28 protein-coding genes are annotated in these 24,299 nt (G+C 63.0%); 14 read left to right on the top strand and 14 right to left on the bottom strand.

What is annotated here, in order from left to right; translation table 11 throughout:
• Positions 1 to 33: 33 nt before the first annotated feature.
• The 5 genes from ftsY (at position 34) to CXP40_RS07885 (ending at position 4,719) form a co-directional block, all read left to right on the top strand.
• Positions 34 to 1,365 (top strand): signal recognition particle-docking protein FtsY, encoded by a 1,332-nt coding sequence (ftsY, locus tag CXP40_RS07905; protein WP_106733325.1) that lies wholly within the window; start codon positions 34 to 36, stop codon positions 1,363 to 1,365.
• The gene (gene ftsE, locus CXP40_RS07900) at positions 1,362 to 2,030 is read left to right on the top strand and encodes a cell division ATP-binding protein FtsE (RefSeq protein ID WP_099525949.1); all 669 of its coding nucleotides are present in this window, start codon (positions 1,362 to 1,364) and stop codon (positions 2,028 to 2,030) included. The genes ftsY and ftsE overlap by 4 nt, the downstream gene beginning before the upstream one ends.
• Entirely contained in the window at positions 2,030 to 3,046 is a 1,017-nt protein-coding gene (gene ftsX / locus CXP40_RS07895) for a permease-like cell division protein FtsX (RefSeq protein ID WP_106733324.1), read from the top strand. Before ftsE ends, ftsX begins: the two co-directional genes overlap by 1 nt.
• 144 nt (positions 3,047 to 3,190) lie before the next feature.
• Entirely contained in the window at positions 3,191 to 4,045 is an 855-nt protein-coding gene (gene rpoH, locus CXP40_RS07890; protein WP_017675856.1) for an RNA polymerase sigma factor RpoH, read from the top strand.
• A 62-nt stretch (positions 4,046 to 4,107) separates the two neighbouring features.
• A complete protein-coding gene (locus CXP40_RS07885; protein WP_106733323.1) occupies positions 4,108 to 4,719 on the top strand; it encodes a hypothetical protein in 612 nt (203 codons plus the stop codon).
• Positions 4,720 to 4,729: 10 nt separating this feature from the next.
• Here CXP40_RS07885 and mtgA read toward each other — a convergent pair whose 3' ends face one another.
• Positions 4,730 to 5,458: a monofunctional biosynthetic peptidoglycan transglycosylase gene (gene mtgA / locus CXP40_RS07880; protein WP_106733322.1), complete on the bottom strand. Its 729-nt coding sequence runs from the start codon at positions 5,456 to 5,458 to the stop codon at positions 4,730 to 4,732.
• A 234-nt stretch (positions 5,459 to 5,692) separates the two neighbouring features.
• Here mtgA and CXP40_RS07875 point away from each other — a divergent pair, with 234 nt between their 5' ends.
• The 6 genes from CXP40_RS07875 to CXP40_RS07850 all read left to right on the top strand — a co-directional run bounded on the left by CXP40_RS07875 (position 5,693) and on the right by CXP40_RS07850 (position 10,111).
• Positions 5,693 to 6,064 carry a DUF423 domain-containing protein gene (locus CXP40_RS07875; RefSeq protein WP_106733321.1) on the top strand — a complete coding sequence of 124 codons (372 nt, stop codon included), beginning with the start codon at positions 5,693 to 5,695 and terminating at the stop codon, positions 6,062 to 6,064.
• Positions 6,065 to 6,166: 102 nt separating this feature from the next.
• A complete protein-coding gene (gene thiS / locus CXP40_RS07870) occupies positions 6,167 to 6,367 on the top strand; it encodes a sulfur carrier protein ThiS (RefSeq protein ID WP_061240208.1) in 201 nt (66 codons plus the stop codon).
• An 18-nt stretch (positions 6,368 to 6,385) separates the two neighbouring features.
• The gene (locus CXP40_RS07865; RefSeq protein ID WP_017363115.1) at positions 6,386 to 7,180 is read left to right on the top strand and encodes a thiazole synthase; all 795 of its coding nucleotides are present in this window, start codon (positions 6,386 to 6,388) and stop codon (positions 7,178 to 7,180) included.
• Positions 7,181 to 7,247: 67 nt separating this feature from the next.
• Positions 7,248 to 7,964, top strand: a complete 717-nt coding sequence (gene trmB, locus CXP40_RS07860; protein ID WP_106733320.1) for a tRNA (guanosine(46)-N7)-methyltransferase TrmB — start codon at positions 7,248 to 7,250, stop codon at positions 7,962 to 7,964.
• 181 nt (positions 7,965 to 8,145) lie between these two features.
• The gene (locus tag CXP40_RS07855) at positions 8,146 to 9,489 is read left to right on the top strand and encodes a DUF1329 domain-containing protein (RefSeq protein WP_106733319.1); all 1,344 of its coding nucleotides are present in this window, start codon (positions 8,146 to 8,148) and stop codon (positions 9,487 to 9,489) included.
• Between the two features lie 73 nt (positions 9,490 to 9,562).
• The gene (locus CXP40_RS07850; protein WP_106733318.1) at positions 9,563 to 10,111 is read left to right on the top strand and encodes a hypothetical protein; all 549 of its coding nucleotides are present in this window, start codon (positions 9,563 to 9,565) and stop codon (positions 10,109 to 10,111) included.
• 25 nt (positions 10,112 to 10,136) lie between these two features.
• Here CXP40_RS07850 and CXP40_RS07845 read toward each other — a convergent pair whose 3' ends face one another.
• The 11 genes from CXP40_RS07845 to CXP40_RS07795 all read right to left on the bottom strand — a co-directional run bounded on the left by CXP40_RS07845 (position 10,137) and on the right by CXP40_RS07795 (position 19,186).
• Positions 10,137 to 10,460 (bottom strand): DUF3392 domain-containing protein, encoded by a 324-nt coding sequence (locus tag CXP40_RS07845; protein ID WP_099525941.1) that lies wholly within the window; start codon positions 10,458 to 10,460, stop codon positions 10,137 to 10,139.
• Positions 10,461 to 10,549: 89 nt separating this feature from the next.
• Positions 10,550 to 11,710 (bottom strand): radical SAM family heme chaperone HemW, encoded by a 1,161-nt coding sequence (gene hemW, locus CXP40_RS07840; RefSeq protein WP_106733317.1) that lies wholly within the window; start codon positions 11,708 to 11,710, stop codon positions 10,550 to 10,552.
• Positions 11,707 to 12,315, bottom strand: coding sequence for an RdgB/HAM1 family non-canonical purine NTP pyrophosphatase (gene rdgB / locus CXP40_RS07835; protein ID WP_371916940.1), 609 nt, complete (start codon positions 12,313 to 12,315; stop codon positions 11,707 to 11,709). Before rdgB ends, hemW begins: the two co-directional genes overlap by 4 nt.
• Entirely contained in the window at positions 12,308 to 12,724 is a 417-nt protein-coding gene (locus CXP40_RS07830) for a DUF4426 domain-containing protein (RefSeq protein ID WP_106733316.1), read from the bottom strand. Before CXP40_RS07830 ends, rdgB begins: the two co-directional genes overlap by 8 nt.
• A 14-nt stretch (positions 12,725 to 12,738) precedes the next feature.
• Positions 12,739 to 13,359, bottom strand: coding sequence for a methionine biosynthesis protein MetW (gene metW / locus CXP40_RS07825; protein WP_106733315.1), 621 nt, complete (start codon positions 13,357 to 13,359; stop codon positions 12,739 to 12,741).
• 2 nt (positions 13,360 to 13,361) lie between these two features.
• Positions 13,362 to 14,501 carry a homoserine O-acetyltransferase gene (locus tag CXP40_RS07820; protein ID WP_106733314.1) on the bottom strand — a complete coding sequence of 380 codons (1,140 nt, stop codon included), beginning with the start codon at positions 14,499 to 14,501 and terminating at the stop codon, positions 13,362 to 13,364.
• Positions 14,502 to 14,586: 85 nt separating this feature from the next.
• A complete protein-coding gene (locus CXP40_RS07815; RefSeq protein ID WP_106733313.1) occupies positions 14,587 to 16,563 on the bottom strand; it encodes a dynamin-like GTPase family protein in 1,977 nt (658 codons plus the stop codon).
• A gap of 181 nt (positions 16,564 to 16,744) precedes the next feature.
• A complete protein-coding gene (locus CXP40_RS07810) occupies positions 16,745 to 17,050 on the bottom strand; it encodes a DUF167 domain-containing protein (protein ID WP_106733312.1) in 306 nt (101 codons plus the stop codon).
• A gap of 2 nt (positions 17,051 to 17,052) precedes the next feature.
• Positions 17,053 to 17,646, bottom strand: coding sequence for a YggT family protein (locus CXP40_RS07805; protein ID WP_003463941.1), 594 nt, complete (start codon positions 17,644 to 17,646; stop codon positions 17,053 to 17,055).
• A gap of 11 nt (positions 17,647 to 17,657) precedes the next feature.
• Positions 17,658 to 18,476 carry a pyrroline-5-carboxylate reductase gene (proC, locus tag CXP40_RS07800; RefSeq protein ID WP_106733311.1) on the bottom strand — a complete coding sequence of 273 codons (819 nt, stop codon included), beginning with the start codon at positions 18,474 to 18,476 and terminating at the stop codon, positions 17,658 to 17,660.
• A 17-nt stretch (positions 18,477 to 18,493) separates the two neighbouring features.
• A complete protein-coding gene (locus tag CXP40_RS07795) occupies positions 18,494 to 19,186 on the bottom strand; it encodes a YggS family pyridoxal phosphate-dependent enzyme (protein ID WP_106733310.1) in 693 nt (230 codons plus the stop codon).
• Between the two features lie 75 nt (positions 19,187 to 19,261).
• Here CXP40_RS07795 and pilT point away from each other — a divergent pair, with 75 nt between their 5' ends.
• Complete coding sequence (gene pilT, locus CXP40_RS07790) at positions 19,262 to 20,296, top strand: type IV pilus twitching motility protein PilT (protein ID WP_003463935.1); 1,035 nt, start codon at positions 19,262 to 19,264, stop codon at positions 20,294 to 20,296.
• A gap of 126 nt (positions 20,297 to 20,422) precedes the next feature.
• Positions 20,423 to 21,568: a PilT/PilU family type 4a pilus ATPase gene (locus CXP40_RS07785; RefSeq protein ID WP_003463934.1), complete on the top strand. Its 1,146-nt coding sequence runs from the start codon at positions 20,423 to 20,425 to the stop codon at positions 21,566 to 21,568.
• Here the strand turns inward: CXP40_RS07785 and CXP40_RS07780 are convergent.
• Together CXP40_RS07780 and CXP40_RS07775 are read right to left on the bottom strand one after the other, a co-directional pair.
• Positions 21,534 to 22,421 (bottom strand): TIGR03915 family putative DNA repair protein, encoded by an 888-nt coding sequence (locus tag CXP40_RS07780; protein WP_106733400.1) that lies wholly within the window; start codon positions 22,419 to 22,421, stop codon positions 21,534 to 21,536. The two genes, CXP40_RS07785 and CXP40_RS07780, sit on opposite strands and share 35 nt — an antisense overlap.
• A complete protein-coding gene (locus CXP40_RS07775; RefSeq protein ID WP_106733309.1) occupies positions 22,421 to 23,632 on the bottom strand; it encodes a putative DNA modification/repair radical SAM protein in 1,212 nt (403 codons plus the stop codon). Before CXP40_RS07775 ends, CXP40_RS07780 begins: the two co-directional genes overlap by 1 nt.
• Before the next feature lie 147 nt (positions 23,633 to 23,779).
• Between CXP40_RS07775 and CXP40_RS07770 the strand changes: the two genes are divergently transcribed.
• The gene (locus tag CXP40_RS07770; RefSeq protein WP_106733308.1) at positions 23,780 to 24,178 is read left to right on the top strand and encodes a TM2 domain-containing protein; all 399 of its coding nucleotides are present in this window, start codon (positions 23,780 to 23,782) and stop codon (positions 24,176 to 24,178) included.
• Positions 24,179 to 24,299: the final 121 nt, after the last annotated feature.

Genomic DNA, 24,299 nt, shown 5'->3' with positions numbered 1-24,299 from the left:
TTAGCGTCCGCTCCCCTGAGATGCAAGCGACCCATGTTTGGTTCCAATGACGACAAGAAGTCGCCGGCCGAGGCTGGCGCGCAGATCCCGCCTGTGACCGAAGAAAAGAAATCCCTGTTCAGTTGGTGGCGCAAGAAGCCCGCAGAGAACGCAGCCGAGCCGACTCAGCCCGCGCCCGTCGAGCAATCTGAGTCTGCTCAACCACCTGCCGAGCCGTCGACACCTGAGAGCGCGCCCGAAACCTTGCCGGCACTCGAGCCCGAAGTGGCTGAGGCCGCGCCTGCTCCAGCGCCACAGGCTGAACCGCTGGTTGCCGAACCCTCGGTCGCCCCGCCTGTTGTCGTTGAGCCGCCGCCCGTGCCTCAGCCTGTTGCCGAAGCGTTGTCCGAGGTTGTTGCGCCAGCTCCCGTCGCTGTGCCAGCCACTCAGGAAAAGCCGAGTTTCTTCGCTCGCCTCAAACAAGGCCTGTCCAAGACCAGCGCCAGCCTCGGCGAAGGCATGGCCAGCCTGTTCCTTGGCAAGAAGGCCATCGACGATGACCTGCTCGACGATCTGGAAACCCGCCTGCTTACCGCGGACGTCGGCGTCGAGGCGACCACCACCATCATCGGCAACCTGACCAAGCGCGTCGCGCGCAAGGAGCTGGCCGACAGCGGTGCACTGTACAAGGCCCTGCAGGAAGAGCTGGTGACCCTGCTCAAGCCGGTCGAGCAGCCGCTGGTCATCGACAGCGCCAAGCAGCCCTACGTGATTCTGGTCGTCGGCGTGAACGGCGTGGGCAAGACCACCACCATCGGCAAGCTGGCCAAGAAGCTGCAGCAGGACGGCAAGAAGGTCATGCTCGCCGCCGGCGACACCTTCCGCGCCGCTGCCGTGGAACAGCTGCAGGTCTGGGGTGAGCGCAACAACATCGCGGTCATTGCCCAGCACACCGGCGCCGACTCGGCCTCGGTGATCTTCGATGCGGTACAGGCCGCCAAGTCGCGCGGCATCGACGTGCTGATCGCCGATACCGCTGGGCGCCTGCACACCAAAGACAACCTGATGGAAGAGCTGAAGAAGGTCCGTCGGGTGATCGGCAAGCTGGACGAAACCGCGCCGCATGAAGTGCTGCTGGTACTCGATGCCGGCACCGGGCAGAACGCCATCAGCCAGGCCAAGCAGTTCAACCAGACGGTGAACCTCACCGGCCTGGCGCTGACCAAACTCGACGGCACCGCCAAGGGCGGCGTCATCTTCGCCCTGGCCAAGCAGTTCGGCCTGCCGATTCGCTACATCGGCGTGGGTGAAGGCATCGATGATCTGCGCCCGTTCGAGGCGCAGGCTTTCGTTCAGGCACTCTTCGAGGAGCGCGAGCGGGCATGATCCGATTCGAGCAGGTCGCCAAGCGTTACCCCAATGGCCATGTCGGGCTGCACGAGCTGAGTTTCCGCGTTCGCCCCGGCGAATTTCTCTTCGTCACCGGGCACTCCGGTGCCGGCAAGAGCACGCTGCTGCGCCTGCTGCTGGCGATGGAACGGCCCACCAGCGGCAAGCTGCTGCTGGCCGGGCAGGATCTTTCCACCATCACCAACGCGCAGATTCCCTTCCTGCGCCGGCAGATCGGCGTGGTGTTCCAGAATCACCAACTGCTGTTCGATCGCACGGTCTACGACAACGTCGCCCTGCCGTTGCAGATTCTCGGTCTGTCCAAGCCGGAGATCGCCAAGCGCGTCGGCGCTGCGCTGGAACGTGTCAGCCTCAGCGACAAGGCCGCGCAGGCGCCGGGAGACCTGTCCACCGGTCAGCAGCAGCGCGTCGGCATCGCCCGTGCCATCGTCCACCGTCCGGCCCTGCTGCTGGCGGACGAGCCCACCGGAAACCTCGACCCGCGCCTGGCGGCTGAGATCATGGGCGTGTTCGAAGACATCAACCAGCTCGGCACCACGGTGCTGATCGCCAGCCACGACCTGGCGCTGATCGCGCGCATGCGCCAGCGCATGCTCACCCTGCAACGCGGTCGCCTGATCGGTGACGGGGAGGCTGCCTGATGAGCGCATCGAAGATGCCCACCCCGCAACCGGCCGAGCGTGTCGGCGCGGCGCCGCGCAACAAGGTGGTGGACGGCCCGGCCGACGAGCCGGATTTCCGCACGCTATTCCATGCCTGGCTGGAAAGTCACCGCGCCAGCCTGGTGGACAGTCTGCGCCGCCTGGCGCGCCAGCCGATTGGCAGCTTCTTCACCTGCTGGGTGATGGCCGTGGCGCTGAGCCTGCCCATGGGCCTGTCGCTGCTGCTGGACAACGTCGAGAAGCTCGGCGGCTCTTGGCAGCGTGCGGCGCAGATTTCCCTGTTCCTCGACATGTCCGCCGGCGAGCGTGACGGCCAGGCGCTGCGCGAGCAGATCGCAGCGATGGATGATGTCTCCGATGCCGAGTGGATCAGCCGTGAGCAGGCGCTGGAGGAGTTCCAGCAGCTCTCCGGCCTGGGCCAGGCGCTCAAGGAACTGCCGGAGAACCCGCTGCCAGGCGTAGTCCTGGTCACGCCCAAGGAAGTCGACAAGGCCAAGCTCGAAGCTCTGCGCCAACGCCTGGCCGAGCTGCCCAAGGTGGAGCAGGCGCAGCTCGATCTGGTCTGGGTCGAGCGCCTGACCGCCATCCTCAAACTGGGTGATCGCTTCGTCTTCGGCCTCAGCCTGCTGCTGATCCTGGCGCTGTTGCTGGTGATCGGCAATACCATCCGCCTGCACATCGAGAACCGCCGCGCCGAGATCGAGGTGATCAAGCTGGTAGGTGGAACCGATGGCTACGTGCGACGTCCCTTCCTTTATATGGGCGCGTTGTACGGTTTCGGCGCAGGTATCTTCGCCTGGCTGCTGCTGGCCTTCGGGCTGGATTGGCTGAACGATGCTGTAGTACGTTTGGCTGGCCTTTACGGTAGCGATTTCGCGCTGGGTGGCGTACCTTCTTCCGACGGTTTTTCGCTGCTGCTCGGCGCCGTGCTGTTGGGCTATATTGGCGCCTGGCTGGCAGTGGCGCGCCATCTGAACGAATTGGCGCCCCGTTGAGGTGCCCTTTCGGCAAGGCTGAACGCAAGCTGACAACTTATTGTTTTGGTTGATATTGACTATCTTGGCAGGAACTTATCCACAGGCTCTGCATCAGATAGCGCAGTGCTACACTGCACGAGTTTCGTGAATCGGAGGATTCGAATGTCCACTTCCTTGCAACCTGTTCATGCTCTGGTTCCAGGCGCCAACCTGGAAGCATACGTGCATGCCGTCAACAGCATCCCGCTGCTGACACCCGAGCAGGAGCGTGAACTGGCCGAAAATCTCTTTTACCAGCAGGATCTCGAGGCCGCCCGCCAGATGGTGTTGGCCCACCTGCGTTTCGTGGTGCATATCGCACGCAGCTACTCCGGTTACGGTCTGGCTCAGGCCGACCTGATCCAGGAAGGCAACGTCGGCCTGATGAAGGCGGTCAAGCGCTTCAACCCGGAAATGGGCGTGCGCCTAGTGTCTTTCGCTGTGCACTGGATTCGCGCGGAAATCCACGAGTTCATTCTGAAGAACTGGCGCATCGTCAAAGTGGCCACCACCAAGGCCCAGCGCAAACTGTTCTTCAACCTGCGCAGCCAGAAGAAGCGTCTGGCCTGGCTGAACAACGATGAAGTGACTGCCGTGGCCGCCAGCCTGGGCGTCGAGCCGCACGAAGTGCGTGAGATGGAAAGTCGCCTGACCGGCCAGGACATGGCCTTCGACCCGGCAGCTGATGCCGACGACGACAGCGCCTTCCAGTCGCCCGCGCATTATCTGGAAGACCATCGCTATGACCCGGCTCGCCAGCTCGAGGATGCCGATTGGAGCGACAGTTCCAGCAGCAACCTACACGAAGCGCTGGAAAGCCTCGACGAGCGCAGCCGCGACATCCTCTACCAGCGCTGGCTGGCCGAGGAAAAGGCGACGCTGCACGACCTGGCCGCCAAGTACAACGTGTCGGCCGAGCGTATTCGTCAGCTCGAAAAGAACGCGATGAACAAGCTCAAAGGCTGTATCGCCGCCTGAGTCTACCGTTACCCCGAAAAGCCGCACCCTGGTGCGGCTTTTTTCTGTCTGGAGCAACTGCCTTGAACAAAGCCCCGCTGAAAGCGCAGCACTGGCTGATATTCGCGCTCGTCGCCGTGCTGTTCTTCGCCTGGGGCGCCTGGCTGATGCGCGGTACCGAAATTGAGCCTGTGGCCAATCTGCAGCAGTGGCGCGATGTACTGTTGCAGCCGCTGGCCGAAGACGAATTGACGCTGCGTGATGTGCAGGCGTCAGCGCCGGGCGAGCTATGGCTGGAGCCGCGCCTCGACGGCGCACGGCTTGTCTATCGTGCGCCACTCGAAGGGGAGGAGGGCGAGTGGTCGCTCGAGGCCGAGCTGAGATTGAGCCGGGAGCAGCGCGACAGTCTGATGACGGCGCAAGGCCTCAAGGCCGGTGATAGCGAGCAGGTCCTTGATCAATCACTGGTCGATCAGATGGCCGGTTTTTCGATCGCCAGCCTCAATCTGAATGCCCCGCAAGCCCTGGCCAGCGAGCGCCTGGCTGCCAGTCTCGGGCAGCCGCGTCTGACCTTGGAATTGGTCGACGGTCAGGCTTGGGTCTATCCGCAATGGGGTTTGACCGTGCACCTGCGCGGCGATGAGGTCGCGCTGCTGCATGCGGTGCCGCGCCAGGCTTTTCGCGCGACTCGCTAGCTAGCCTCGCCTACAGCCAGCGTGGCCACCAGTCGGGGCGCGCTGCCTTGAGCTGATTGAGGTAGTGGCTACCACCCAGCTGCGTCATCTGCTGACGAATCCAGGCGGCGCGGCGATTGACGTAGGCGTCCGGGCGGCCTGCGCTCCAGCGCAGCGGGTTGGGTAGCACCGCTGCCAGCTGGCTGGCCTGCTGGCGATTGAGATAAGGCGCGCCGACGCCGAAATGGTGTTGTGCCGCGGCTTCGGCGCCAAAGATGCCATCGCCCCACTCGACGCTATTGAGGTACACCTCGAGGATGCGCTCTTTCGACCAGAGCACTTCGATCAGTGCGGTGAACCAGGCTTCCAGCCCTTTGCGCAGCCAACTGCGCCCGGACCAGAGAAACAGGTTCTTCGCCACCTGCTGGCTGAGGGTGCTGGCGCCTCTTAGTGAGCCGCCGCTCTGGTTATGTGCCAGCGCCGCCTGAATCGCGCCGACATCGAACCCCCAGTGTTCGGCGAATTTCTGATCTTCAGCGGCGATCACCGCCATCTTCAGGTGATCCGGGAGTTCTTTCCAGGGGCGCCACTGGCGCTTCAGCTCGATGGGCTGTTCGCTACCCCAGGATTCGATCTTGCGCTCGATCATCAGCGCCGTACCGGGCGGCGGCACCCAGCGCAGAGCAAGCACCAGCAGTACGCTGGCCAGGATCAGCCAGAGCAGCAGTTTCAGCAGGCGGCGGGTCAGGGCTCGGAGCATGGGGTCTCGCAATGATCGGATGTGGCGCTATTAAAACAAAAAATCGCCGGGAGCGATTTTTGACGTCGCTTTGCGACGGCCCGAAGGGTTGACGCCAGGGATGGCGGGCAACAAAAAGTGCCGAGTCAGTTGCTGCGGAACCACAGAGTTGGGCGCAGGTGTGACAATAACGACCATTTCGTCTTCAGGCCCAATGGCTAAACTGCGCACAGGTCGATTTATTCAGGAGTTTCCATGGCCCGTCTCTGGCTACTGTTGTCCGCATTCACCGGTTTCACCGGTGTCGCTCTGGGCGCGTTCGCGGCCCATGGTCTGAAGCACAGGCTGACTCCCGAGTATCTGGCGGTGTTCCAGACCGGCACGCATTACCAGCTGATTCACGCGCTGGCCCTGTTCGGCGTCGGCCTGCTGGCGATGCGTGCGCCCGGACGGTTGGTGAACCTGGCTGGCGGCGCCTTCGCGCTGGGTATCCTGCTGTTCTCCGGCAGTCTCTATCTGCTGACCATCAGCGGCATCGGCAAGCTCGGTATCATCACGCCTTTCGGTGGCCTCGCCTTCCTCGTTGGCTGGCTGTGCCTGGGCCTGAGCGCCTGGAAGCTGACCTGACCCTGGCGTCAGAAATGAGGACGAATGGCGCCTTTTAGCCTTGGTCGTGGCCAGTTAACGGGCTAGAATGCCGGCCCTCTTTCCAGTTGTGACCGAGTCGTCATGCGTATCCAGTTGAATGGTGAACCCTTCGAACTGCCGGATAACCAGAGCGTCGCCGACCTGTTGGTTCGCCTCGATCTGACCGGGCGCCGTGTGGCGGTCGAGCTCAATCAGGACATCGTTCCACGCAGCCAGCACGACAGCACCCAGCTCGCCGAAGGCGACCAGGTGGAAGTGGTGCACGCCATCGGCGGCGGTTGACCCCTCGAGGAGTATTCCATGAGCCAAGTTCGCAGCGACAAGCCCTTTACTCTGGCCGGTCGTACGTTCCAGTCGCGCCTGCTGGTCGGTACCGGCAAGTACAAGGATATGGACGAGACCCGCGACGCCATCGCCGCTTCCGGCGCCGAGATCGTCACCGTGGCGGTGCGCCGCACCAACATCGGCCAGAATCCCGGTGAGCCGAACCTGCTCGACGTGATCAGCCCGGACAAGTACACCATCCTGCCCAATACCGCCGGCTGCTATGACGCGGTCGAGGCCGTGCGCACCTGTCGCCTGGCCCGCGAACTGCTCGATGGTCACAACCTGGTCAAGCTGGAAGTGCTGGCCGACCAGAAAACCCTGTTCCCCAATGTCATCGAGACCATCAAGGCCGCCGAAGTGCTGGTCAAGGATGGCTTCGACGTAATGGTGTACACCAGCGACGATCCGATCATCGCTCGTCAATTGGCCGAGATCGGCTGCATCGCGGTGATGCCGCTGGCCGGCTTGATCGGCTCCGGCCTGGGCATCTGCAACCCGTACAACCTGCGCATCATCCTCGAGGAATCGAAGGTGCCGGTGCTGGTCGACGCCGGCGTGGGCACTGCCTCCGACGCTACCATCGCCATGGAGCTGGGCTGCGAGGCGGTGCTGATGAACAGCGCCATCGCCGAAGCGCAGAATCCGGTGCTGATGGCGCGTGCCATGCAGCATGCCGTCGAGGCCGGTCGCCTGGCCTACCTGGCCGGCCGTATGCCGAAGAAACTCTATGCCAGTGCGTCGTCGCCGCTGACTGGCCTGATCAACTAAGGATGACGATTGGCTGCGTGCCGGTCCGCCGGCGCGCCAGTCGTAACGCAATCTACAAGAGTCCAGCATGACCGATACCCAACAGCCCGAACTGACCGAAGACGGTCGCCAGCGCCGTACCATCAAGAGCTTCGTGATGCGTGCCGGGCGCATGACCGAAGGTCAGCAGCGTGGCATCGACAAGGGCTGGCCGCTGTTCGGCCTTGAGCTGGAAGGCGGCCTGCGCGACTTCGACCAGGTGTTCGGTCGCAGTGCGCCGCGTACCTTCGAGATCGGCTTCGGCATGGGCCACTCCACCCTGGAGATGGCTGCTGCTGCGCCTGAGCAGGATTTCATCGGTGTCGAGGTACACAAGCCTGGCGTGGGTGCGCTGCTCAACGGTGCGATGACGCAGAACCTCAGCAACCTGCGGGTCTACAGCTGCGATGCGCTGGAGGTGCTGCGTGACTGCGTGGCCGACGCCAGCCTCGATCGCGTGCTGCTGTTCTTCCCCGACCCCTGGCACAAGTCGCGCCATCACAAGCGCCGTATCGTCCAGCCGGCTTTCGCCGAGCTGGTTCGTAGCAAACTGAAGGTCGGCGGCGTGTTGCACATGGCCACCGACTGGGAGAACTATGCTGAACACATGCTCGAAGTGATGAACGCGGCGCCGGGCTACCGCAACCTGGCGGCTGATGGCACCTACGTGCCGCGCCCAGAAGAGCGCCCGGTGACCAAGTTCGAACGTCGTGGCGAGCGCCTTGGCCACGGTGTATGGGATCTGAAGTTTCAGCGTCAGGAGTGATTGCCGAGCGATCACGTCCGTAGGGATCGCCCGTATATAGAACCGGCAGGATGCACAACTAGATCGGGATAACCCGACGGCCAGGACGGCACCTCACCGCAAGACACAACAACGATAAGTGCGCCTGCAAGGCGCGCAGACATTAGCGGTGCCGCTTCCATGGCGCCGCGAGGAGAGCATTGTGTTGAGATCGGTTTCCCTTCTTCTGCTGACTGCCCTGGCGTTTCAGGCCCAGGCCAAGGTCGATGCCAGCCAGGCCGCACGCCTGGGTCAGGACCTGACACCACTGGGTGGCGAGCGCGCCGGTAATGCCAGTGGCACCATCCCTGCCTGGACGGGCGGTCTGGCTACGCCGCCGGCCAACTACCAGCCGGACATGCATCACCCGGACCCCTATGCTGACGACAAACTGCTGTTCCGAGTCGACAGCCAGAACCTGGCGCAGTACGAACAGCAGTTGCCGATCGGCCTCAAGACCCTGCTGCAGCAGAACCCCAACTTCTATCTGCGCGTATTCCCGACCCGCCGCAGTGCGGCAGCGCCACAACGCATCTACGATGCCTCCCGCTTCAATGCGCTGAATGCCGAGCTGATTTCTGGCGGCAACGGTGTGCAGGGGGCGGCCGCTGGCGTGCCATTCCCGCTGCCGCAGAATGGCCAGGAGGCGATCTGGAACCACGTCATGCGTTACCGCGGCGACCAGATCAGCATGGCCACCAACCAGGCGGCGGTGCTCGCCAACGGTAGCTACAACCTGCTCAAGCTCGAGCGCGACATCTACTTCCTCTATGGCCGCGAAGGCGTTGCCCCGCAGGATCTGGACAACACCCTGTTCTATTACAAGTACAAGGTCGTAGCGCCGGCCAAGCTGGCCGGCTCGGCGCTGGTGGTGCAGGAAACCCTCGATCAGGTGCTGGCGATTCGCAAGGCCTGGCGTTTCAACCGTGGCGAGCGTCGTGTGCGCCGCCTGCCGATGCTTGCCTACGACACCCTGCAACCCGACACCAATGGCATGGCCACTGCCGACCAGGTTGACTCCTACAATGGCGCACCGGATCGCTACGAATGGCAACTGCTGGGCAAGCGCGAGATGCTGGTGCCCTACAACAGCTATGCGGTGCACCAGAAGGGCATTGCCTACGCCGACATCCTGCAGGCCAAGCACATCAATCCGGAATTGCTGCGTTACGAGTTGCACCGCGTCTGGGTGGTGGAGGCGGACCTGCGCACCGGCTTCAGCCATCCCTATGGCAAGCGTCGTTTCTATCTTGACGAGGACAGCTGGCAGATCCTCGCGGTCGATCTGTATGACCGTAATGGCAACCTGATCGGCCTGCAGGAAGCCCACCCGATCAGCTACTACGACGTGCCGATGTTCGGCTCGACCCTGGAGACCATCTACGACCTCAAGGGCGGCCGCTACTTCGCCGACGGCCTGGATAACAACGAGAAGATGTACGACTTCAACGCCAGGCTGAGCCCGCGTGACTTCACCCCGCAGGCGCTGCGCCGCGAAGGCAACTGACGGGGCTGCGGTCGTTCACGAAGCCGCCTTTGGGCGGCTTCTGTATTTTTGCGCATCTGATCAGGGAGGATGCATGAGCATCAGATTGCACATATTCGGCGCATCCGGCTCCGGTACCACCACGCTGGGCAATGCCCTGTCCAATAGCTGCGGCTGGCTGCACCTAGATACCGACGACTTCTACTGGTTACCCAGCGAGCCGCCTTACCTGCACAAGCGTCCACCACCACAACGGGTGGAGTTGATCCGTGAGTGCGCCGCGCAGGCGTCGGACTGGGTGTTGAGTGGCTCGCTATGCAGCTGGGGTGAGGCATTGGTCCCGTCATTCAGTCATGCACTGTTCCTGCATCTGGACGATGACGCGCGCATGCACCGGCTACGTCAGCGCGAGGCGCAGCGCTACGGCGAACGAGTTGAACCGGGCGGCGATATGCATGTGCAGAGTCTGGCCTTTCTCGACTGGGCGGCCGGCTACGAGCAGGGCGACCGGCACACGCGCAGCCGACTCATGCACGAGACCTGGATCGAGCAGCACCTGACGTGTCCGTTGCTGCGCCTGGATTCGACGCATGCCACCCCTGCGCAATTGGTCGAGCAGGTGATGGTGTGGCTGCAAGGTTGATGGGGCAGCCTGTGCACTGCGCCCGCTAATTGCGGTCGGCGAGTATGCCGATGACCGCGAAGATCAGAATCAGCACTGGCGCCAGCGTGTAGTTGTTGAAGTGCGCCAGGCCCTTGGCCAGCCAGGGCGTGAGGAAGACGATCGCCAGGCCGTAGCCGACCGCGCAGAACACCACGAACAGCAGGGTGCGCAGGACGAAATTGAGATTGCCGATGGTGCGTTGAACCCAGGCGTTGATGGCTGGGCCGAACAGCACCAGTAAGGTGGCCATGATGGCCAGGGAAATATCGCTGAGGTGGCTGCGGCTCCAGCGCGAGAGGGTGACGATCAGGTCCAGTAGCAGATCCATGCGTGCTCCTTCAGTGCAGCGCGACGTGAGCAATGGCCGCGCGAATCAGGCGCGCTAGCCTACCGGATTCATGCCGCTCTGTGGGTGAACTACGCCAGGAACTGCTGCAGCAGATCGTTGAGGAACAGTTGCCCCTTGGTGGTGGCTACCAGGCGGGCTGGATCGGCCTGCAGCAGCCCCTGGCGTTCGGCTTCTCGACGTGCCTGTTCGAGCTGCTGCAATGGCAGGCCGGTGCGTTGACTGAATAGTTCGGCCGGTGCGCCTTCGGTCAAACGCAACACGTTCATCAGGTACTCGAACGGCAGTTCGCCTGCCTCGAGTATGCGTGCGCCGGCCTGGAAGGTTTTGCTGCGGTCCAGGTAGTCCTTGGGCAGGCGGGTTTTCCAGGTGCGCTGAATGTGTCCTGCGGGCGTGCTCAATTTGGCGTGGGCGCCGGCGCCGATGCCGAGGAAATCACCGAAGGTCCAGTAATTGAGGTTGTGTCGCGCCTGCTTGCCAGGCCTGGCGTAGGCGGACACTTCGTACTGCGCGTAGCCTTCGGCTGCGAGCAGGGCCTGGCCGGCTTCCTGGATGTCCCACAGCAGATCGTCTTCCGGCAGCACCGGCGGCTGGCTCCAGAACACCGTGTTCGGCTCCATGGTCAGCTGGTACCAGGAAAGGTGCGTCGGGCCCTGGCTGATGGCCGTGCGCAGGTCGAACAGGGCGTCCTCGATGCTCTGCTCGGGCAGGCCGTGCATCAGGTCGAGGTTGAAGTTGTCGAAGCCGGCGGCGCGCGCCATATCGGCAGCGCGGATGGCTTCGCCGCCATCGTGGATGCGCCCCAGTGCCTTGAGCTTGGCTTCCTGAAAGCTCTGCACGCCGATAGACAGGCGATTGATACCCAGCGCCCGGTAGCCCTTGAACTTGGCTTGCTCGAAGGTGCCAGGGTTGGCCTCCAGGGTGATTTCGATATCCGGCGCAAAGCCGACACGTTGCTCTACGCCTTCCAGCAAACGGCCCAGGGCGCGGTCGGAGAACAGGCTGGGCGTGCCGCCGCCGAAGAAGATCGAGGTCAGAGGTCGGCCATGGACGTGCTGCAGGTCGATATCGAGGTCAGCCAGCAGCGCGTCGACGTACTCTTCTTCAGGCAGCGTCGGCCCGGCGGCGTGGGAGTTGAAGTCGCAGTAGGGGCATTTGCGCACGCACCATGGGATGTGGATGTAGAGCGCCAGGGGCGGGAGCAGGAAACTCCCGCCAGCGGAATCGCTCATGCCAGCCCCAGGCGCTGCTTGAGCAGGGCCATGGCGCGGGCGCGGTGGCTGAGGCGGTTCTTCTGCTCGGACGGCATCTCGGCGCTGGAACATTCGCTATCCGGTACCCAGAACAGCGGGTCGTAGCCGAAGCCGTGTTCGCCGCGGGCTTCGTGCAGAATGCTGCCGTGCCACAGGCCTTCGCAGAGGATCGGCAGCGGGTCGTCGGCGTGGCGTACCAGCGCCAGGGCGCAGACGAACTGCGCGCCGCGCTGGGCGTCCGGAACGTCTTTCAGAGCATCGAGCAGCTTGGCGTTGTTCGCCGCATCGCCCTGGCCATCGGCATAGCGTGCCGAGTAGATGCCGGGAGCGCCGCCGAGGAAGTCCACCGCCAGGCCGGAGTCGTCGGCCAGTGCCGGCAAGCCGGAGATGCGCGCGGCGTTGCGTGCCTTGAGGATGGCATTCTCGACGAACGACAGGCCGGTCTCTTCCGGCTCGACCTGGCTGAATTCGCCGATCGAACGTACGCGCACGGCGTCGCCGAGCATGGCCTGCAGCTCCTTGAGCTTGCCGGCGTTATGGCTGGCCAGGACCAGCTCCTTGAAACCACTCACTGGCTTAGTCATCCGGGAACATTTCCTGGTTGAAGGTGATGCGGTGTGCGTCATCACCCTGGCGCACGTTCAGGGTGAAGCTGAGCATTTCGCGGGTCTTGAATGGGAACTGCGCCAGGTAATAGATGGCCTCGCCTTCGGTGACCTGGCGGAACGTTAGTGCGGTGCTCTTACCCAGCAGGTCCTTCACCTCGCCCCCGACCACGGCGGTGCTGGGCTTGCCGACCTTGAGCACGGCGACGTTGATCACGCCTTGGGTCTTGCTGCGTACCAGGCCGGCGGCGCTGGCGATATCCGGCTGGATGAAGCTGGAATTGAACACGCTGTAGTGCACGTCGAGATCGCCGAAGCTTTGTTTGCGCTCGGCGGCGGCCGGCAGGGCCAGGCACAGGGCGATCAGGAAGGGGATGATGCGGCGCATGTTGTTCTCCTCGTTCAGACCGCGACGCGGTGGGCGGACAGATCCGCGCCGCTGATGCGGTAGATGCCGATCTCGCCCAGCAGGTTGGGCCAGATGCGGCTGGCGATGCCGTGGCGATGGTCACGGTCCACCGCCAGGCGTTCTTCCACACGGGCACCTTGGGCGTGGCAGAGACGCTCGAAGTCCTCGAAGGTGCAGAAGTGGATGTTCGGCGTGTTGTACCAGGTATAGGGCAGGAAGTCCGACACCGGCATGCGACCTTTTGTCGTCAGGTACCAGCGGCAGCGCCAGTGGCCGAAATTGGGGAAGGTGATGATGCAGGTCTTGCCGACGCGCAACATCTCGGCCAGCACCTTGTCCGGGTAGTGCAACGCCTGCAGCGACTGGGTCATGACCACTACATCGAAGCTGTTGCTGGCGAAGTTGCCCAGGCCCAGGTCGAGGTTCTGCTCGATGACGTTGACACCGCTCTCGATGCACAGGGCGATCTTGTCCGGGTCGATTTCCAGGCCGTAGCCGGCCACCTGCTTGTTGTCGCGCAGCCAGGCGAGGAGTTCGCCGTCGCCGCAGCCCAGGTCGAGCACACGGCTGCCCGGGGCGATCCATTCCTGGATGATGTCCAGATCCGCTCGCATGCTCATACCTCGATTCGCTTCATGTAGCTGCCGAATGCCTGCAGGTAACGCGGGATCGGCATGAGGAAGGCGTCGTGGCCCTGCGGTGCGTCGATCTCCAGGTAGCAGACGTTCTTCTTCGCCGCCGTCAGCGCGTCGACGATTTCCCGCGAGCGCACGGGTGAGAAGCGCCAGTCGGTGGTGAAGGACATCACGCAGAAATCCGCCTTGGCCACGGCCAGGGTCTTGGCCAGATCGCCGTCATGCACGGCGGCCGGGTCGAAGTAGTCCAGCGCCTTGGTCATCAGCAGGTAGGTGTTGGCATCGAAGCGGCCGGAGAACTCCTCGCCCTGGTAGCGCAGGTAGCTTTCTACCTGAAACTCGACGCTGTGGAAGTCGTAGTTGAGCTTTTCACTCTTCAGGCCACGGCCGAATTTTTCGCCCATGGCGTCGTCGGACAGGTAGGTGATGTGCCCGACCATTCGCGCCAGCATCAGGCCGCGTTTGGGGATCACACCCTGTTCCTGGAAGTGTCCGCCGTGGAATTCCGGGTCGGTGAGAATCGCCTGGCGCGCCACTTCGTTGAAGGCGATGTTCTGCGCCGACAGTTTGGGCGCCGAGGCGATGGCCAGGCAGTAACGCACGCGCTCGGGGTAGCTGATGGTCCACTGCATGGCCTGCATGCCGCCGAGACTGCCGCCGATCACCGCCGCCCATTGCTCGATGCCTAGCACATCGGCCAGGCGCGCCTGGCTATGCACCCAGTCTTCGACCGTCATCACCGGGAAATCGGCGCCGTAGGGTTTGCCAGTGGCCGGGTTGGTGCTACTCGGGCCGGTGGAGCCGTTGCAGCCGCCTAGGTTGTTGAGGCTGACGACGAAGAACTTGTTGGTGTCGATCGGCTTGCCGGGGCCGATGCAGCTGTCCCACCAGCCGGGTTTGCGATCATCCGGGCTGTGATAGCCGGCGGCGTGATGGTGGCCGGACAGGGCATGGCAGATCAGTACCGCATTGCTGCGCGCGGCGTTCAGTTCGCCATAGGTTTCGACGACCAGTTCGTACTCGGCCAGGCTGCGCCCGCAGGCCAACGCCAGGGGCTCGCTGAAGCGAAATACCTGGGGGCTGACCAGGCCGACGGAATCTTCGGGAAATGCAGTAGGCATGGAGGCGCTGCTAAGGAATCGGAGGAGGGCGCCAGTCTAAAGAGCACCGACCCGAGCGGCAAGCGAGCTGGGCGCCCGCTACCCTCTACAGGCTTTGGGGACGTGCTGCCATCGGCAGGCTGACCACCTTGCCTTGACGCTGCACCGGCGCCGGGCGGCGCAGTACGCGCAGCATCTCGCTGGCCTGGGCCAGTTGCTGCTCCAGCTCTTCCTGATAGCGCGCTAGTTGCAGGCTCCGTTTGCGCGTTTGCTGGGTTTCCTGGGCCAGCGCCTTGAGCCGCAGCATGTGAGTTTCCAGCATCTGCTTGTGTTCCAGGGTGTGTTGCATCAGCGGCATCAGTGCATCGGCCGCCCATTGCTCGGCGTCCTGACGCAGGCGCTGGTGCAGGCCAATCACCTCCTGGGCCAGGGTGGCGAAGAAGCGCCGGGTCAGGCTGCGCTGTTCGGTGAGCAGGGTCTTCACGTGCAGGCGGAACTGGTCGCCCTTGGCTTGCAGCTTTTTCAGTTCACGCAGGTAGCGCTGGATCTTGAACTGTGGTGCGTCGACGCCGCCCAGCGGGTTGTCTTCGTTATGCCGGCGATAGATGGCGGCGACCATCTTGTTGGCCATCTCGGCTTCGTGCTGCAGGTTGTGCAAATCCTGCTCGACGGCGCGAAAGAAATGCAGGATGCCCTGGTTGATGCCCAGGGTGGTCCAACTGCCGGTCAATGTGCGCCGCACTTCGGCCAGGTGTTCTTCCAGGCGTTCGACGCGTGCGGCGTGACGCAGCAGCTGTCCCTGGCGTTGCAGTAGACGCTGGTTGGTCTTCAGGCCAAGCAGGCGCTTGTGGTGCAGGCTGTGGTCTTCCTTGGTCTTGGCGGTCAGTTCGAACAGCAGTTGGCCGTTGTCCTGCTGATGGTTGCCGAGCAGGGCCAGCTGTTCGCTGACTTTCTCCAGACGCAGGCTGAGCACGTGTTGACTGTTGTTGAGCAGCGCCAGTACCTGGCGCACCACGCTATCTTCGATCAGGCGCTCCTTCTGCGCGACGATACGCTCGCACAGCAGGGTCTCCAGGTTGGCCATCTGGCTGCGGGCCAGCAGTGCCTCGTCCTTGCGCACCTTGGCCAGCAGCGCCTGCTTGGCCGACAGCGGCAACACGTCCTGCTTGGCGATGCCCAGCTGTTTGGCGGTAGCGCTCTGGATCTGGCCGATGGCGTTCTGCACGAAGGTCTCGCCTGCCAGGTCGTCCCATAGCACGTCGATCTTGTTCAGCACGGCAAACAGGCTGGTCTGGGTGTCTTCGTCGAGCTGACGGATATGCTGTTGCCAGATGTGCATATCGCTGGCGGTGACGCCGGTATCGGCGGACAGCAGGAAGATGATCGCCTGGGCATTGGGCAGCATCGACAGGGTCAGCTCGGGTTCACTGCCCAGGGCGTTTAGGCCGGGGGTGTCGAGAATACGCAAGCCCTGGCGCAGCAGCGGATGATCGAAGTTGACCATCGCATGGCGCCAGGCGGGTACCAGCACTTGGCCGCGTTTACCGGTGCCTTCGAGCATGTCCGGGTGGAAGCCGAGCTGGATCGCCTGTTCCACCGGCATGGGTTTGGTCTTGGCCACCTGGCTGAAGGCCAGGGCCATGTTGGCTGGGTCGCTGATGTCCAGCGGGATGTTCACCCAGTGCCGGGGAATACGCTTGAACTGCGCGACGCTGGCCGAGGCCGTGCGGGTCTCGATGGGCAGCAGGCGAATGTAGGGGCGCTCCGAACGCGGATCGAAGAACAGCTCGGTGGGACACATGGTGGTGCGCCCGGCATGCGAGGGCAGCATGCGCTGGCCATATTCGGAAAAGAACAGGCTGTTGATCAGCTCGGTCTTGCCACGCGAGAACTCGCCGACGAAGGCCAGGGTGATGTGATCGGTACGCAGGATCTTCAACGCACGTTCGAGCTTGGCCTGAACCGCCTCGGAGTTGAGCCGGTTGTGCTCCAGCCAGCTGCGATAACGCGTGATCTCGCGCATCAGCTCGCGTTTCCAGGCGACGTAAGCGTCAACCTGCTGGCTGAGACGTTCCATGCTCATCCTGGCTCTCCTCTCGGCAAGTTCATCCACTTGCTGGGGCTGCGTGACTGTTCAGTTGGGGTTGCCGCCAGGAAGCACGGCTTTGGCGAGAATAGCTTGCATTATGCGAGCTACGAGGCGGTCGTCAATTGGCCGCTTCTACAGTCCCGCCTTATGGTCGGGTGCGGCGGCTGAGCGGTCGTCAGGTGCGCTGCAGCCCTGGAATCGGCGGTAGGCTTCGCGGGGCGCGGATACGCAGGCGTTTATGCCGATTGAGTTCACCGCTTTCCAGGCTCACTTGGCTCTTGGCGACGCCGAAGGCCTTGGCCAGGAAGGCCTTGGCCAGGAAGGCCTGCAGGTGGGCGTTGGCCTTGCCGTCTACCGGCGGGGCGGTGAGGCGGATTTTCAGCCGCTCACCCTGCAGCCCGGCGAACTCGTCCTTGCTCGCCTTGGGCTGCAGGTGGCAGTCGAGGATCAGGTCCTCGCCGTCCCAGCGGTAGAAGCTCACCCTCAGAGAAAGGGGCTGAGCATCGGCGGCAGACCAGTGGAGGCCGCCAGACCGCCAATCACGAAACGATCGATCAGGTTGATGGTGATGAAGGCGAAAATCGGCGAGATATCCAGGCCGCCGAGGTTTGGCAGCAGCTTACGGAATGGCGCCAGCAGCGGCTCGCAGATCTGGTTCACCAACTGTGCGCCCGGGTTGTAGCTGCCCGGAGCGACCCAGGAGAGGATCACGCTGATGATCAGGGCGAAGAAGAACACCTTGAGGAACAGCGAGGTCACGCCAATCATCGACCACACCAGCAGCTGCAGGATGAAACCGCCGACGTTGTAGCCCATCAGGGTCAGGGTGACGATCATCAGTAGCAGCTGCACCAGGATAGCCAGTACCAGCGAAGCCAGGTCCAGCCCGGCGAAGCCAGGAATGATCCGTCGCAGTGGAGTCACCAGCGGTTGCGTGGCCTTGACGATGAACTGGCTCAGCGGGTTGTAGAAGTCCGCACGTACCAGTTGCAGGATGAAACGCAGCAGGACGATCAGCAGATACAGGCTGCCGAGGGTCTGAATGATGTAGATCAGGGCTTCGATGAGTCCGGACATGTGTGCTTCCTTTATTGACCCAGTTGTTCGGCCAGTTCGGCCGAGCGATTGGCGGCGGCATTCAGTGCCTGTTGTACCAGCGCTTCGAAGCCGCCGGCCTGGAAGGTTTTGATTGCCGCTTCGGTGGTTCCGTTCGGTGAGGTAACACGGCGACGCAATTCGGCCGCGTCGACATCGCTTTCACTGGCCATGCGCGCGGCGCCCAGTGCGGTCTGGATGCTCAGACGCGCGGCGGTCTCACGCGGCAGGCCGAGTTTCTCGCCAGCTTCGGTCATCGCCTCGATCAGCAGGAAAAAATAGGCTGGGCCGCTGCCAGAGACGGCAGTCACTGCATCGAGCTGCGCTTCGTCGTCCAGCCACAGGGCCAGGCCGACGGCGCTCAGCACCTGCTCGGCCTGTTTTTTTTGCGCGGCGTTGACGCGCGGGTTGGCGAACAGACCGGAAACACCCTGGCGCAGCAGCGCCGGGGTATTGGGCATGCAGCGCACTACCGGGCGCTGGCCCAGCCAGTTCTCCAGGCTGGCGCAACTGATGCCGGCGGCGATGGAGATGATCACCTGGTTGGGAGCCAGGTGTGGCGCCAGATCCAGGCATACCGTTTTCATGATCTGTGGTTTGACCGCCAGTACGACCAGATCGGCACCCTTGATGGCCTCGCCATTGTCGGCGAAGGTGGCGATGCCGTGTTCCTGCTGCAGACGAGTACGTTGTTCGCTGCCAGGCTCGCTGGCGCGGATGGCGCTGGCTGCCACGCCCTGCGCACGCAGGCCACCAATCAGGCTGGCGGCCATGTTGCCGGCGCCGACGAAGGCGATGGTCGGGTTGCTCATTGCAGAAAATCCTTCATTCAGTGAGTGGGCTGGCCGTAGTCGCGGGCACCGAACAGGGCGGTGCCGATGCGCACCCAGGTGGCACCTTCGGCGATGGCGGCTTCCAGGTCATGGCTCATGCCCATGGACAAGGTATCGAGGTTCAGCGCCAGCTCATCACGCAGTTGGCGCAGGCGGGCGAAGGCGGCGTGTTGTGCGGCGACATCGTCGGTCGGTTCGGGAATCGCCATCAGCCCGCGCAGCCTGAGGTTGGGCAGGGCAACGACGGCCTGGGCCAGCGCCGTTAGCTCATCGGGGCGGCAGCCGGACTTGCTGTCCTCGCCGCTGACGTTGACCTGCAGGCAGATATTCAGCGGTGGCAGGTGGGCGGGGCGCTGATCCGACAGGCGTTGGGCAATTTTCAGACGATCCACGGAGTGCACCCAGTCGAAATGCTCGGCGATGGGCCGGGTCTTGTTTGACTGAATGGGGCCGATGAAGTGCCAGATCAAGGGCAAATCACCCAGTTCGACCTGTTTCTCCAGAGCCTCTTGCAGGTAGTTTTCGCCGAAATCGCGCACGCCGACTGCGTGGGCTTCACGAATGGCGTCTGCCGGTTTGGTCTTGCTCACCGCGAGCAGGCCGATATCCGCGAAATTACGCTGCGAGGCTTGCGCCGCCTCACGGATACGCGCACCGACCTTTGCAATATTCTCTGCTATCGTGGACATTACCTGCGCTCTATCAAAGCCCGCTCGTTAAGCGTTCGCGGCATTCTACCTGCTTGCTTGTAATTGGGGAGTCCCATGGATATCACTGAGCTGCTCGCCTTCAGCGCCAAGCAAGGCGCGTCGGATTTGCACCTCTCGGCGGGACTGCCGCCGATGATCCGCGTCGACGGCGATGTGCGCCGTATCAACCTGCCGCCGCTGGATCACAAGCAGGTACACGCGCTGATCTACGACATCATGAATGACAAGCAGCGCAAGGACTTCGAAGAGTTCCTCGAGACCGACTTCTCCTTCGAAGTGCCGGGTGTGGCGCGTTTCCGGGTCAACGCCTTCAACCAGAACCGTGGCGCCGGTGCTGTGTTCCGTACCATTCCGTCCAAGGTGCTGACCATGGAAGACCTGGGCATGGGCGAGGTCTTCCGCAAGATCACCGACGTGCCGCGCGGCCTGGTGCTGGTCACCGGCCCCACAGGTTCGGGCAAGTCGACCACCCTCGCGGCGATGCTCGACTACCTCAACAGTAACAAGTACCACCATATCCTCACCATCGAAGATCCAATCGAATTCGTTCACGAGTCGAAGAAGTGCCTGGTCAACCAGCGTGAGGTGCACCGCGACACTCACGGCTTCTCCGAAGCGCTGCGTTCGGCCCTGCGTGAAGACCCGGACATCATCCTGGTGGGTGAGATGCGCGACCTGGAAACCATCCGCCTGGCGCTGACCGCCGCGGAAACCGGTCACCTGGTGTTCGGCACCCTGCACACCACCTCCGCTGCCAAGACCATCGACCGCGTGGTCGACGTGTTCCCGGCCGAAGAGAAGTCGATGGTGCGTTCGATGCTCTCCGAGTCGCTGCAGGCGGTGATCTCGCAGACTCTGCTGAAGAAGATCGGCGGCGGTCGTGTTGCCGCCCACGAAATCATGATCGGCACCCCGGCCATCCGTAACCTGATCCGCGAGGACAAGGTCGCGCAGATGTATTCAGCGATCCAGACCGGTGGCGCGCTGGGTATGCAGACCCTTGATGCCTGCCTGAAGACGTTGGTGTCCAAGGGACTGGTCAGCCGCGACAGTGCGCGCGAGAAGGCCAAAAGCCCGGAAAATTTCTAGGAACTGGTGTGGGAGCGAGCGTTGCTCGCGAAGCTTTCGCGTCACCCTGTTCGCGGGCACAGCTCGCTCCCATGATTCGGCAGATGGCTGCCGAACGGCATTGCACACGAAGCGGCGAGAACGACGATGGAATTCGAAAAACTACTGCGCCTGATGGTCGAAAAAGGCGGTTCCGACCTGTTCATCACCGCTGGCGTGCCGCCGTCGATGAAGGTCAATGGCAAGATCATGCCCGTGACCAAGAACGCCATGTCGCCGGAGATGACCCGCGAAACCGTGCTGGGCGTGATGAACGAGGCGCAGCGCCGCGAGTTTGCCGAAAAGCACGAATGCAACTTCGCCATCAGCGCCCGCGGCATCGGTCGCTTCCGTGTCAGCGCGTTCTACCAGCGCAACCTGGTGGGCATGGTGCTGCGCCGCATCGAGACCAACATTCCCACCATCGACGACCTCAAGCTGCCGGAAATTCTCAAGAAGCTGGCGCTGACCAAGCGCGGCCTGGTGCTGTTCGTCGGTGCCACCGGTACCGGTAAGTCCACTTCGCTGGCGGCAATGATCGGCTACCGCAACAGGAACAGCAGCGGTCATATCATCTCCATCGAAGACCCGATCGAGTACATCCACCAGCACCAGAGCTGCATCGTCACTCAGCGTGAAGTGGGCATCGACACCGAGTCGTTCGAAGTGGCGCTGAAGAACACCCTGCGTCAGGCGCCGGACGTGATCCTCATCGGTGAGGTGCGGACCCGCGAGACCATGGATCATGCCGTGGCCTTCGCCGAAACCGGTCACCTGTGCCTGGCTACTCTGCACGCCAACAACGCCAACCAGGCGCTGGACCGCATCATCAACTTCTTCCCGGCCGACCGGCAGAACCAGGTGTGGATGGACCTGTCGCTCAACCTCAAGGCCATTGTCGCTCAGCAGCTGATTCCAACCCCAGATGGTAAAGGTCGCCGCGCGGTGATCGAGGTCCTGATCAACACCCCGCTGGCCGCTGACCTGATCCGCAAGGGTGAAGTGCACGAGCTCAAGGGCCTGATGAAGCGCTCCACCGAGCAGGGCATGCAGACCTTCGACCAGGCGCTGTACAACCTCTACACTCAGGGCGAGATCACCTACGAAGATGCGCTGCTCTACGCCGACTCGGCCAACGACCTGCGCCTGATGATCAAGCTCGGTTCGGAAACCGATGGCGATCACCTGACCAGCATGGCTCAGGGCCTGGCGCTGGAGGTCAGCGAGGAAGATCCGGGGCGTCGCTTCCGCTGACGCTGCCAGTCGGGGGACGCGCTGCGTCCCCTTCGTTTATCTGGGCGATACGTTTGCCCTTTCTGCCGGCCAGCACCAACGCCTGGCCATCGCGTTGCGCACCGGCGCGTGCTTCGCTCATCAGTTGCGGAATCAGTGGGCCTTCCGGCAGGTGCTTCCAGAACCTCAGTGGCAGATGCTGCTGCATCACCGTTCGGTTTAGGCGTGCCGGGTTGAAGGTGCTGCCGTAATAGGCACGCCACAGCGCCTGGCCATCATCCTCGGGCTGTTGCGCCCAGGCTTGCCATTGCGCCGGGCAGCGGCGTTCGTGCTGCAGGCGCTGGCCATCCCAGTACACGCCGTCGCGCGGCGTGGCGATCAGCCAGCTGTGTTTGCCCAGGCGTTCGGCGAAGTGCCCGCTGGCCGAGGCTAGAATGTCATGCGCGGGTTCGAACCAGGCGACGAAGTCCGGCGCGTCAGGGATTTTGCATGGCTGGAAACGCACGAAGGCATGCAGGTGATGCGCCTCGCGGCGCACCGCCTTGAGCCGGCGATGCAGCTCGCTGCCGTCCGGATCGCCGGCCAGCACAGCGCTGCGTTCGCCCTGCACGAAACGCCAGAGCACGCGGTAGAGCAGGCTCCAACGTTCATCGCCGCGGTACTGGGCAGCGCTTTCCAGCAGATCGAGCAGTTCGGGGGAGACGCGCAAGCGACCATTGGGCTCCGGCGCGCGTTCGGCGGGTTGGTCGAACAGGCTGGGCGGCGCCTCCTCGTCCGGCCATTGCAACTGGTGCGGGGCCAGGCCTTGCAACAAGGCGCGGCGTGCGGCCTGGCGCCAGGTGGCGAAGCTGCCGTCGAAGCGCAGGCTATGCATCACCACAAGGCCATCTGTGCCGGGGTGTCGCGCAGTTGCTGACGCAGCACCACGGATTCGTGTTCGGCGCGCGGTGGCCGGTAGTCCTGAGTGACGATAAACGGCTTGGCCTTTTCCAGTACGCAGCGCAGACGGGTCAAGTCCTCGTAGCGGATACGCCGTTCGCGCCGCAGCGCGCCCAGGCGTCGTGCGCTGAGCACACCGATGCCGGGCACGCGGGCGATCAGTGATTCGTCGGCGCGGTTGAGATCGACGGGAAACTGCTCGCGGTTGGCCAGGGCCCAGGCCAGCTTGGGGTCGATGTCCAGCGCCAGGTTGCCGGGACCGGCGAGCAGCTCCGTGGCGCTGAAACCGTAGCCGCGCATGAGGAAGTCGGCCTGGTACAGGCGATGCTCGCGCAGCAGTGGCGGCGCCTCGAAGGGCACGGTTTTCGGGCTTTGAGGAATCGGGCTGAACGCCGAGTAGTAGACGCGGCGCAGGCGATAGTCCTGATACAGGCTCTGGGCGTTGTGCAGGATGGTGCTGTCATCGGTGGCGTCGGCACCGACGATCATTTGCGTGCTCTGCCCGGCTGGGGCAAAGCGCGGCGCGCGGCGTTCTTCCTTGGCCTCACGCTCGCCGAGATGAATCTTGTGCATGGCCTGGTGGATGCTGCCGACGTTCTTTTCCGGTGCCAGGCGTACCAGGCTGGTTTCGGTGGGCAGCTCGATGTTGACGCTGAGGCGGTCCGCGTACAGGCCGGCTTCGGCGATCAACTCCGGTGCGGCATCGGGAATGGTCTTGAGGTGAATGTAGCCGCGGAACTGGTGCTCCTGACGCAGCAGCTTGGCGACGCGAATCAACTGCTCCATGGTGTAGTCGGCCGAGCGGATGATGCCGGAGCTGAGGAACAGGCCGCTGATGCAGTTGCGCTTGTAGAAGTCCAGTGTCAGCGTCACTACTTCCTCGGGGGTAAAGCGCGCGCGAGGTACGTCACTGGAGCGACGGTTGATGCAGTATTGGCAGTCGTACAGGCAGAAGTTGGTCAGCAGGATCTTCAGCAGCGCCACGCAGCGCCCGTCCGGTGTATAGCTGTGGCAGATGCCCATGCCATTGGTCGAACCGATGCCGTCCTTGCCCTTGGAGCTGCGTTTTGGTGCGCCGCTGCTGGCGCAGGAGGCGTCATACTTGGCGGCGTCGGCGAGGATGGTGAGCTTTTCAATCAGTTGCATGGCAGGCCATATCTATACTGTTTTTTTATACAGTATATAGGTGTCGTACAGCTATCAAGTCATTCGTTGTGTTGCGCTGCCTCATTGCAAATGAAACCTTCACCCGGCGCGCAGCGTCATAGCTGCATCTCGCACAAGGAGTTCGTCATGCAACGTCAGGATACGCACAGCAAGCTGATCGGCTACCTGCTGTGGATCTTCGGTTTTCTCGGTTCCCACCGCTTCTACTATGGCAAGCCGGTCACCGGCACCATCTGGTTCTTCACCCTCGGCCTGCTGTTCATCGGCTGGATCATCGACCTATTCCTGATTCCGGCGATGGATCGCGAGGCCGATCTGCGTTTTACCGCAGGTGATACTGACTACAACGTGGCGTGGATCCTGCTGACCTTCCTCGGCGTGTTCGGCGTGCACCGCATGTATCAGGGCAAGTGGATCACCGGGATCATCTACCTGTTCACCGGCGGTTTGTTCCTGGTCGGCGTGCTCTATGACTTCTGGACGCTCAATACGCAGATCTCGATCAAGAACGCACAGCGCGGTTGAGTCAGGGACAAGTGATTTGCACGGTCTGCCCCCTCTTCCATTTATTGGGGGCACGCCTAGTGGAGAAGGCTGGGGAGAGGGTGGTTCAGGCGGTTCGGTGTCGCCGGATAGACCCTCTCCC

Source organism: Pseudomonas sp. YY-1 (assembly GCF_002843095.1).
Classification (GTDB): domain Bacteria; phylum Pseudomonadota; class Gammaproteobacteria; order Pseudomonadales; family Pseudomonadaceae; genus Aquipseudomonas; species Aquipseudomonas sediminis_A.
Note: the sequence above shows the minus strand (reverse complement) of the source record. Positions and strands in the feature narration are given on the sequence as shown.

What these genes read in the sequence shown, in the direction of transcription:
- CXP40_RS07815 (WP_106733313.1), bottom strand. Translation starts at nt 16,563, where the DNA reads ATGAGCATGGAACGTCTCAGCCAGCAGGTTGACGCTTACGTCGCCTGG.
- CXP40_RS07785 (WP_003463934.1), top strand. Translation starts at nt 20,423, where the DNA reads ATGGAATTCGAAAAACTACTGCGCCTGATGGTCGAAAAAGGCGGTTCC.
- CXP40_RS07865 (WP_017363115.1), top strand. Translation starts at nt 6,386, where the DNA reads ATGAGCCAAGTTCGCAGCGACAAGCCCTTTACTCTGGCCGGTCGTACG.
- CXP40_RS07780 (WP_106733400.1), bottom strand. Translation starts at nt 22,421, where the DNA reads ATGCATAGCCTGCGCTTCGACGGCAGCTTCGCCACCTGGCGCCAGGCC.
- ftsX (WP_106733324.1), top strand. Translation starts at nt 2,030, where the DNA reads ATGAGCGCATCGAAGATGCCCACCCCGCAACCGGCCGAGCGTGTCGGC.
- thiS (WP_061240208.1), top strand. Translation starts at nt 6,167, where the DNA reads ATGCGTATCCAGTTGAATGGTGAACCCTTCGAACTGCCGGATAACCAG.
- rpoH (WP_017675856.1), top strand. Translation starts at nt 3,191, where the DNA reads ATGTCCACTTCCTTGCAACCTGTTCATGCTCTGGTTCCAGGCGCCAAC.
- CXP40_RS07845 (WP_099525941.1), bottom strand. Translation starts at nt 10,460, where the DNA reads ATGGATCTGCTACTGGACCTGATCGTCACCCTCTCGCGCTGGAGCCGC.
- rdgB (WP_371916940.1), bottom strand. Translation starts at nt 12,315, where the DNA reads ATGACTAAGCCAGTGAGTGGTTTCAAGGAGCTGGTCCTGGCCAGCCAT.
- hemW (WP_106733317.1), bottom strand. Translation starts at nt 11,710, where the DNA reads ATGAGCGATTCCGCTGGCGGGAGTTTCCTGCTCCCGCCCCTGGCGCTC.
- pilT (WP_003463935.1), top strand. Translation starts at nt 19,262, where the DNA reads ATGGATATCACTGAGCTGCTCGCCTTCAGCGCCAAGCAAGGCGCGTCG.
- metW (WP_106733315.1), bottom strand. Translation starts at nt 13,359, where the DNA reads ATGCGAGCGGATCTGGACATCATCCAGGAATGGATCGCCCCGGGCAGC.
- CXP40_RS07850 (WP_106733318.1), top strand. Translation starts at nt 9,563, where the DNA reads ATGAGCATCAGATTGCACATATTCGGCGCATCCGGCTCCGGTACCACC.
- proC (WP_106733311.1), bottom strand. Translation starts at nt 18,476, where the DNA reads ATGAGCAACCCGACCATCGCCTTCGTCGGCGCCGGCAACATGGCCGCC.
- trmB (WP_106733320.1), top strand. Translation starts at nt 7,248, where the DNA reads ATGACCGATACCCAACAGCCCGAACTGACCGAAGACGGTCGCCAGCGC.
- CXP40_RS07875 (WP_106733321.1), top strand. Translation starts at nt 5,693, where the DNA reads ATGGCCCGTCTCTGGCTACTGTTGTCCGCATTCACCGGTTTCACCGGT.
- CXP40_RS07795 (WP_106733310.1), bottom strand. Translation starts at nt 19,186, where the DNA reads ATGTCCACGATAGCAGAGAATATTGCAAAGGTCGGTGCGCGTATCCGT.
- CXP40_RS07820 (WP_106733314.1), bottom strand. Translation starts at nt 14,501, where the DNA reads ATGCCTACTGCATTTCCCGAAGATTCCGTCGGCCTGGTCAGCCCCCAG.
- CXP40_RS07775 (WP_106733309.1), bottom strand. Translation starts at nt 23,632, where the DNA reads ATGCAACTGATTGAAAAGCTCACCATCCTCGCCGACGCCGCCAAGTAT.
- ftsE (WP_099525949.1), top strand. Translation starts at nt 1,362, where the DNA reads ATGATCCGATTCGAGCAGGTCGCCAAGCGTTACCCCAATGGCCATGTC.
- CXP40_RS07830 (WP_106733316.1), bottom strand. Translation starts at nt 12,724, where the DNA reads ATGCGCCGCATCATCCCCTTCCTGATCGCCCTGTGCCTGGCCCTGCCG.
- mtgA (WP_106733322.1), bottom strand. Translation starts at nt 5,458, where the DNA reads ATGCTCCGAGCCCTGACCCGCCGCCTGCTGAAACTGCTGCTCTGGCTG.
- CXP40_RS07805 (WP_003463941.1), bottom strand. Translation starts at nt 17,646, where the DNA reads ATGTCCGGACTCATCGAAGCCCTGATCTACATCATTCAGACCCTCGGC.
- ftsY (WP_106733325.1), top strand. Translation starts at nt 34, where the DNA reads ATGTTTGGTTCCAATGACGACAAGAAGTCGCCGGCCGAGGCTGGCGCG.
- CXP40_RS07770 (WP_106733308.1), top strand. Translation starts at nt 23,780, where the DNA reads ATGCAACGTCAGGATACGCACAGCAAGCTGATCGGCTACCTGCTGTGG.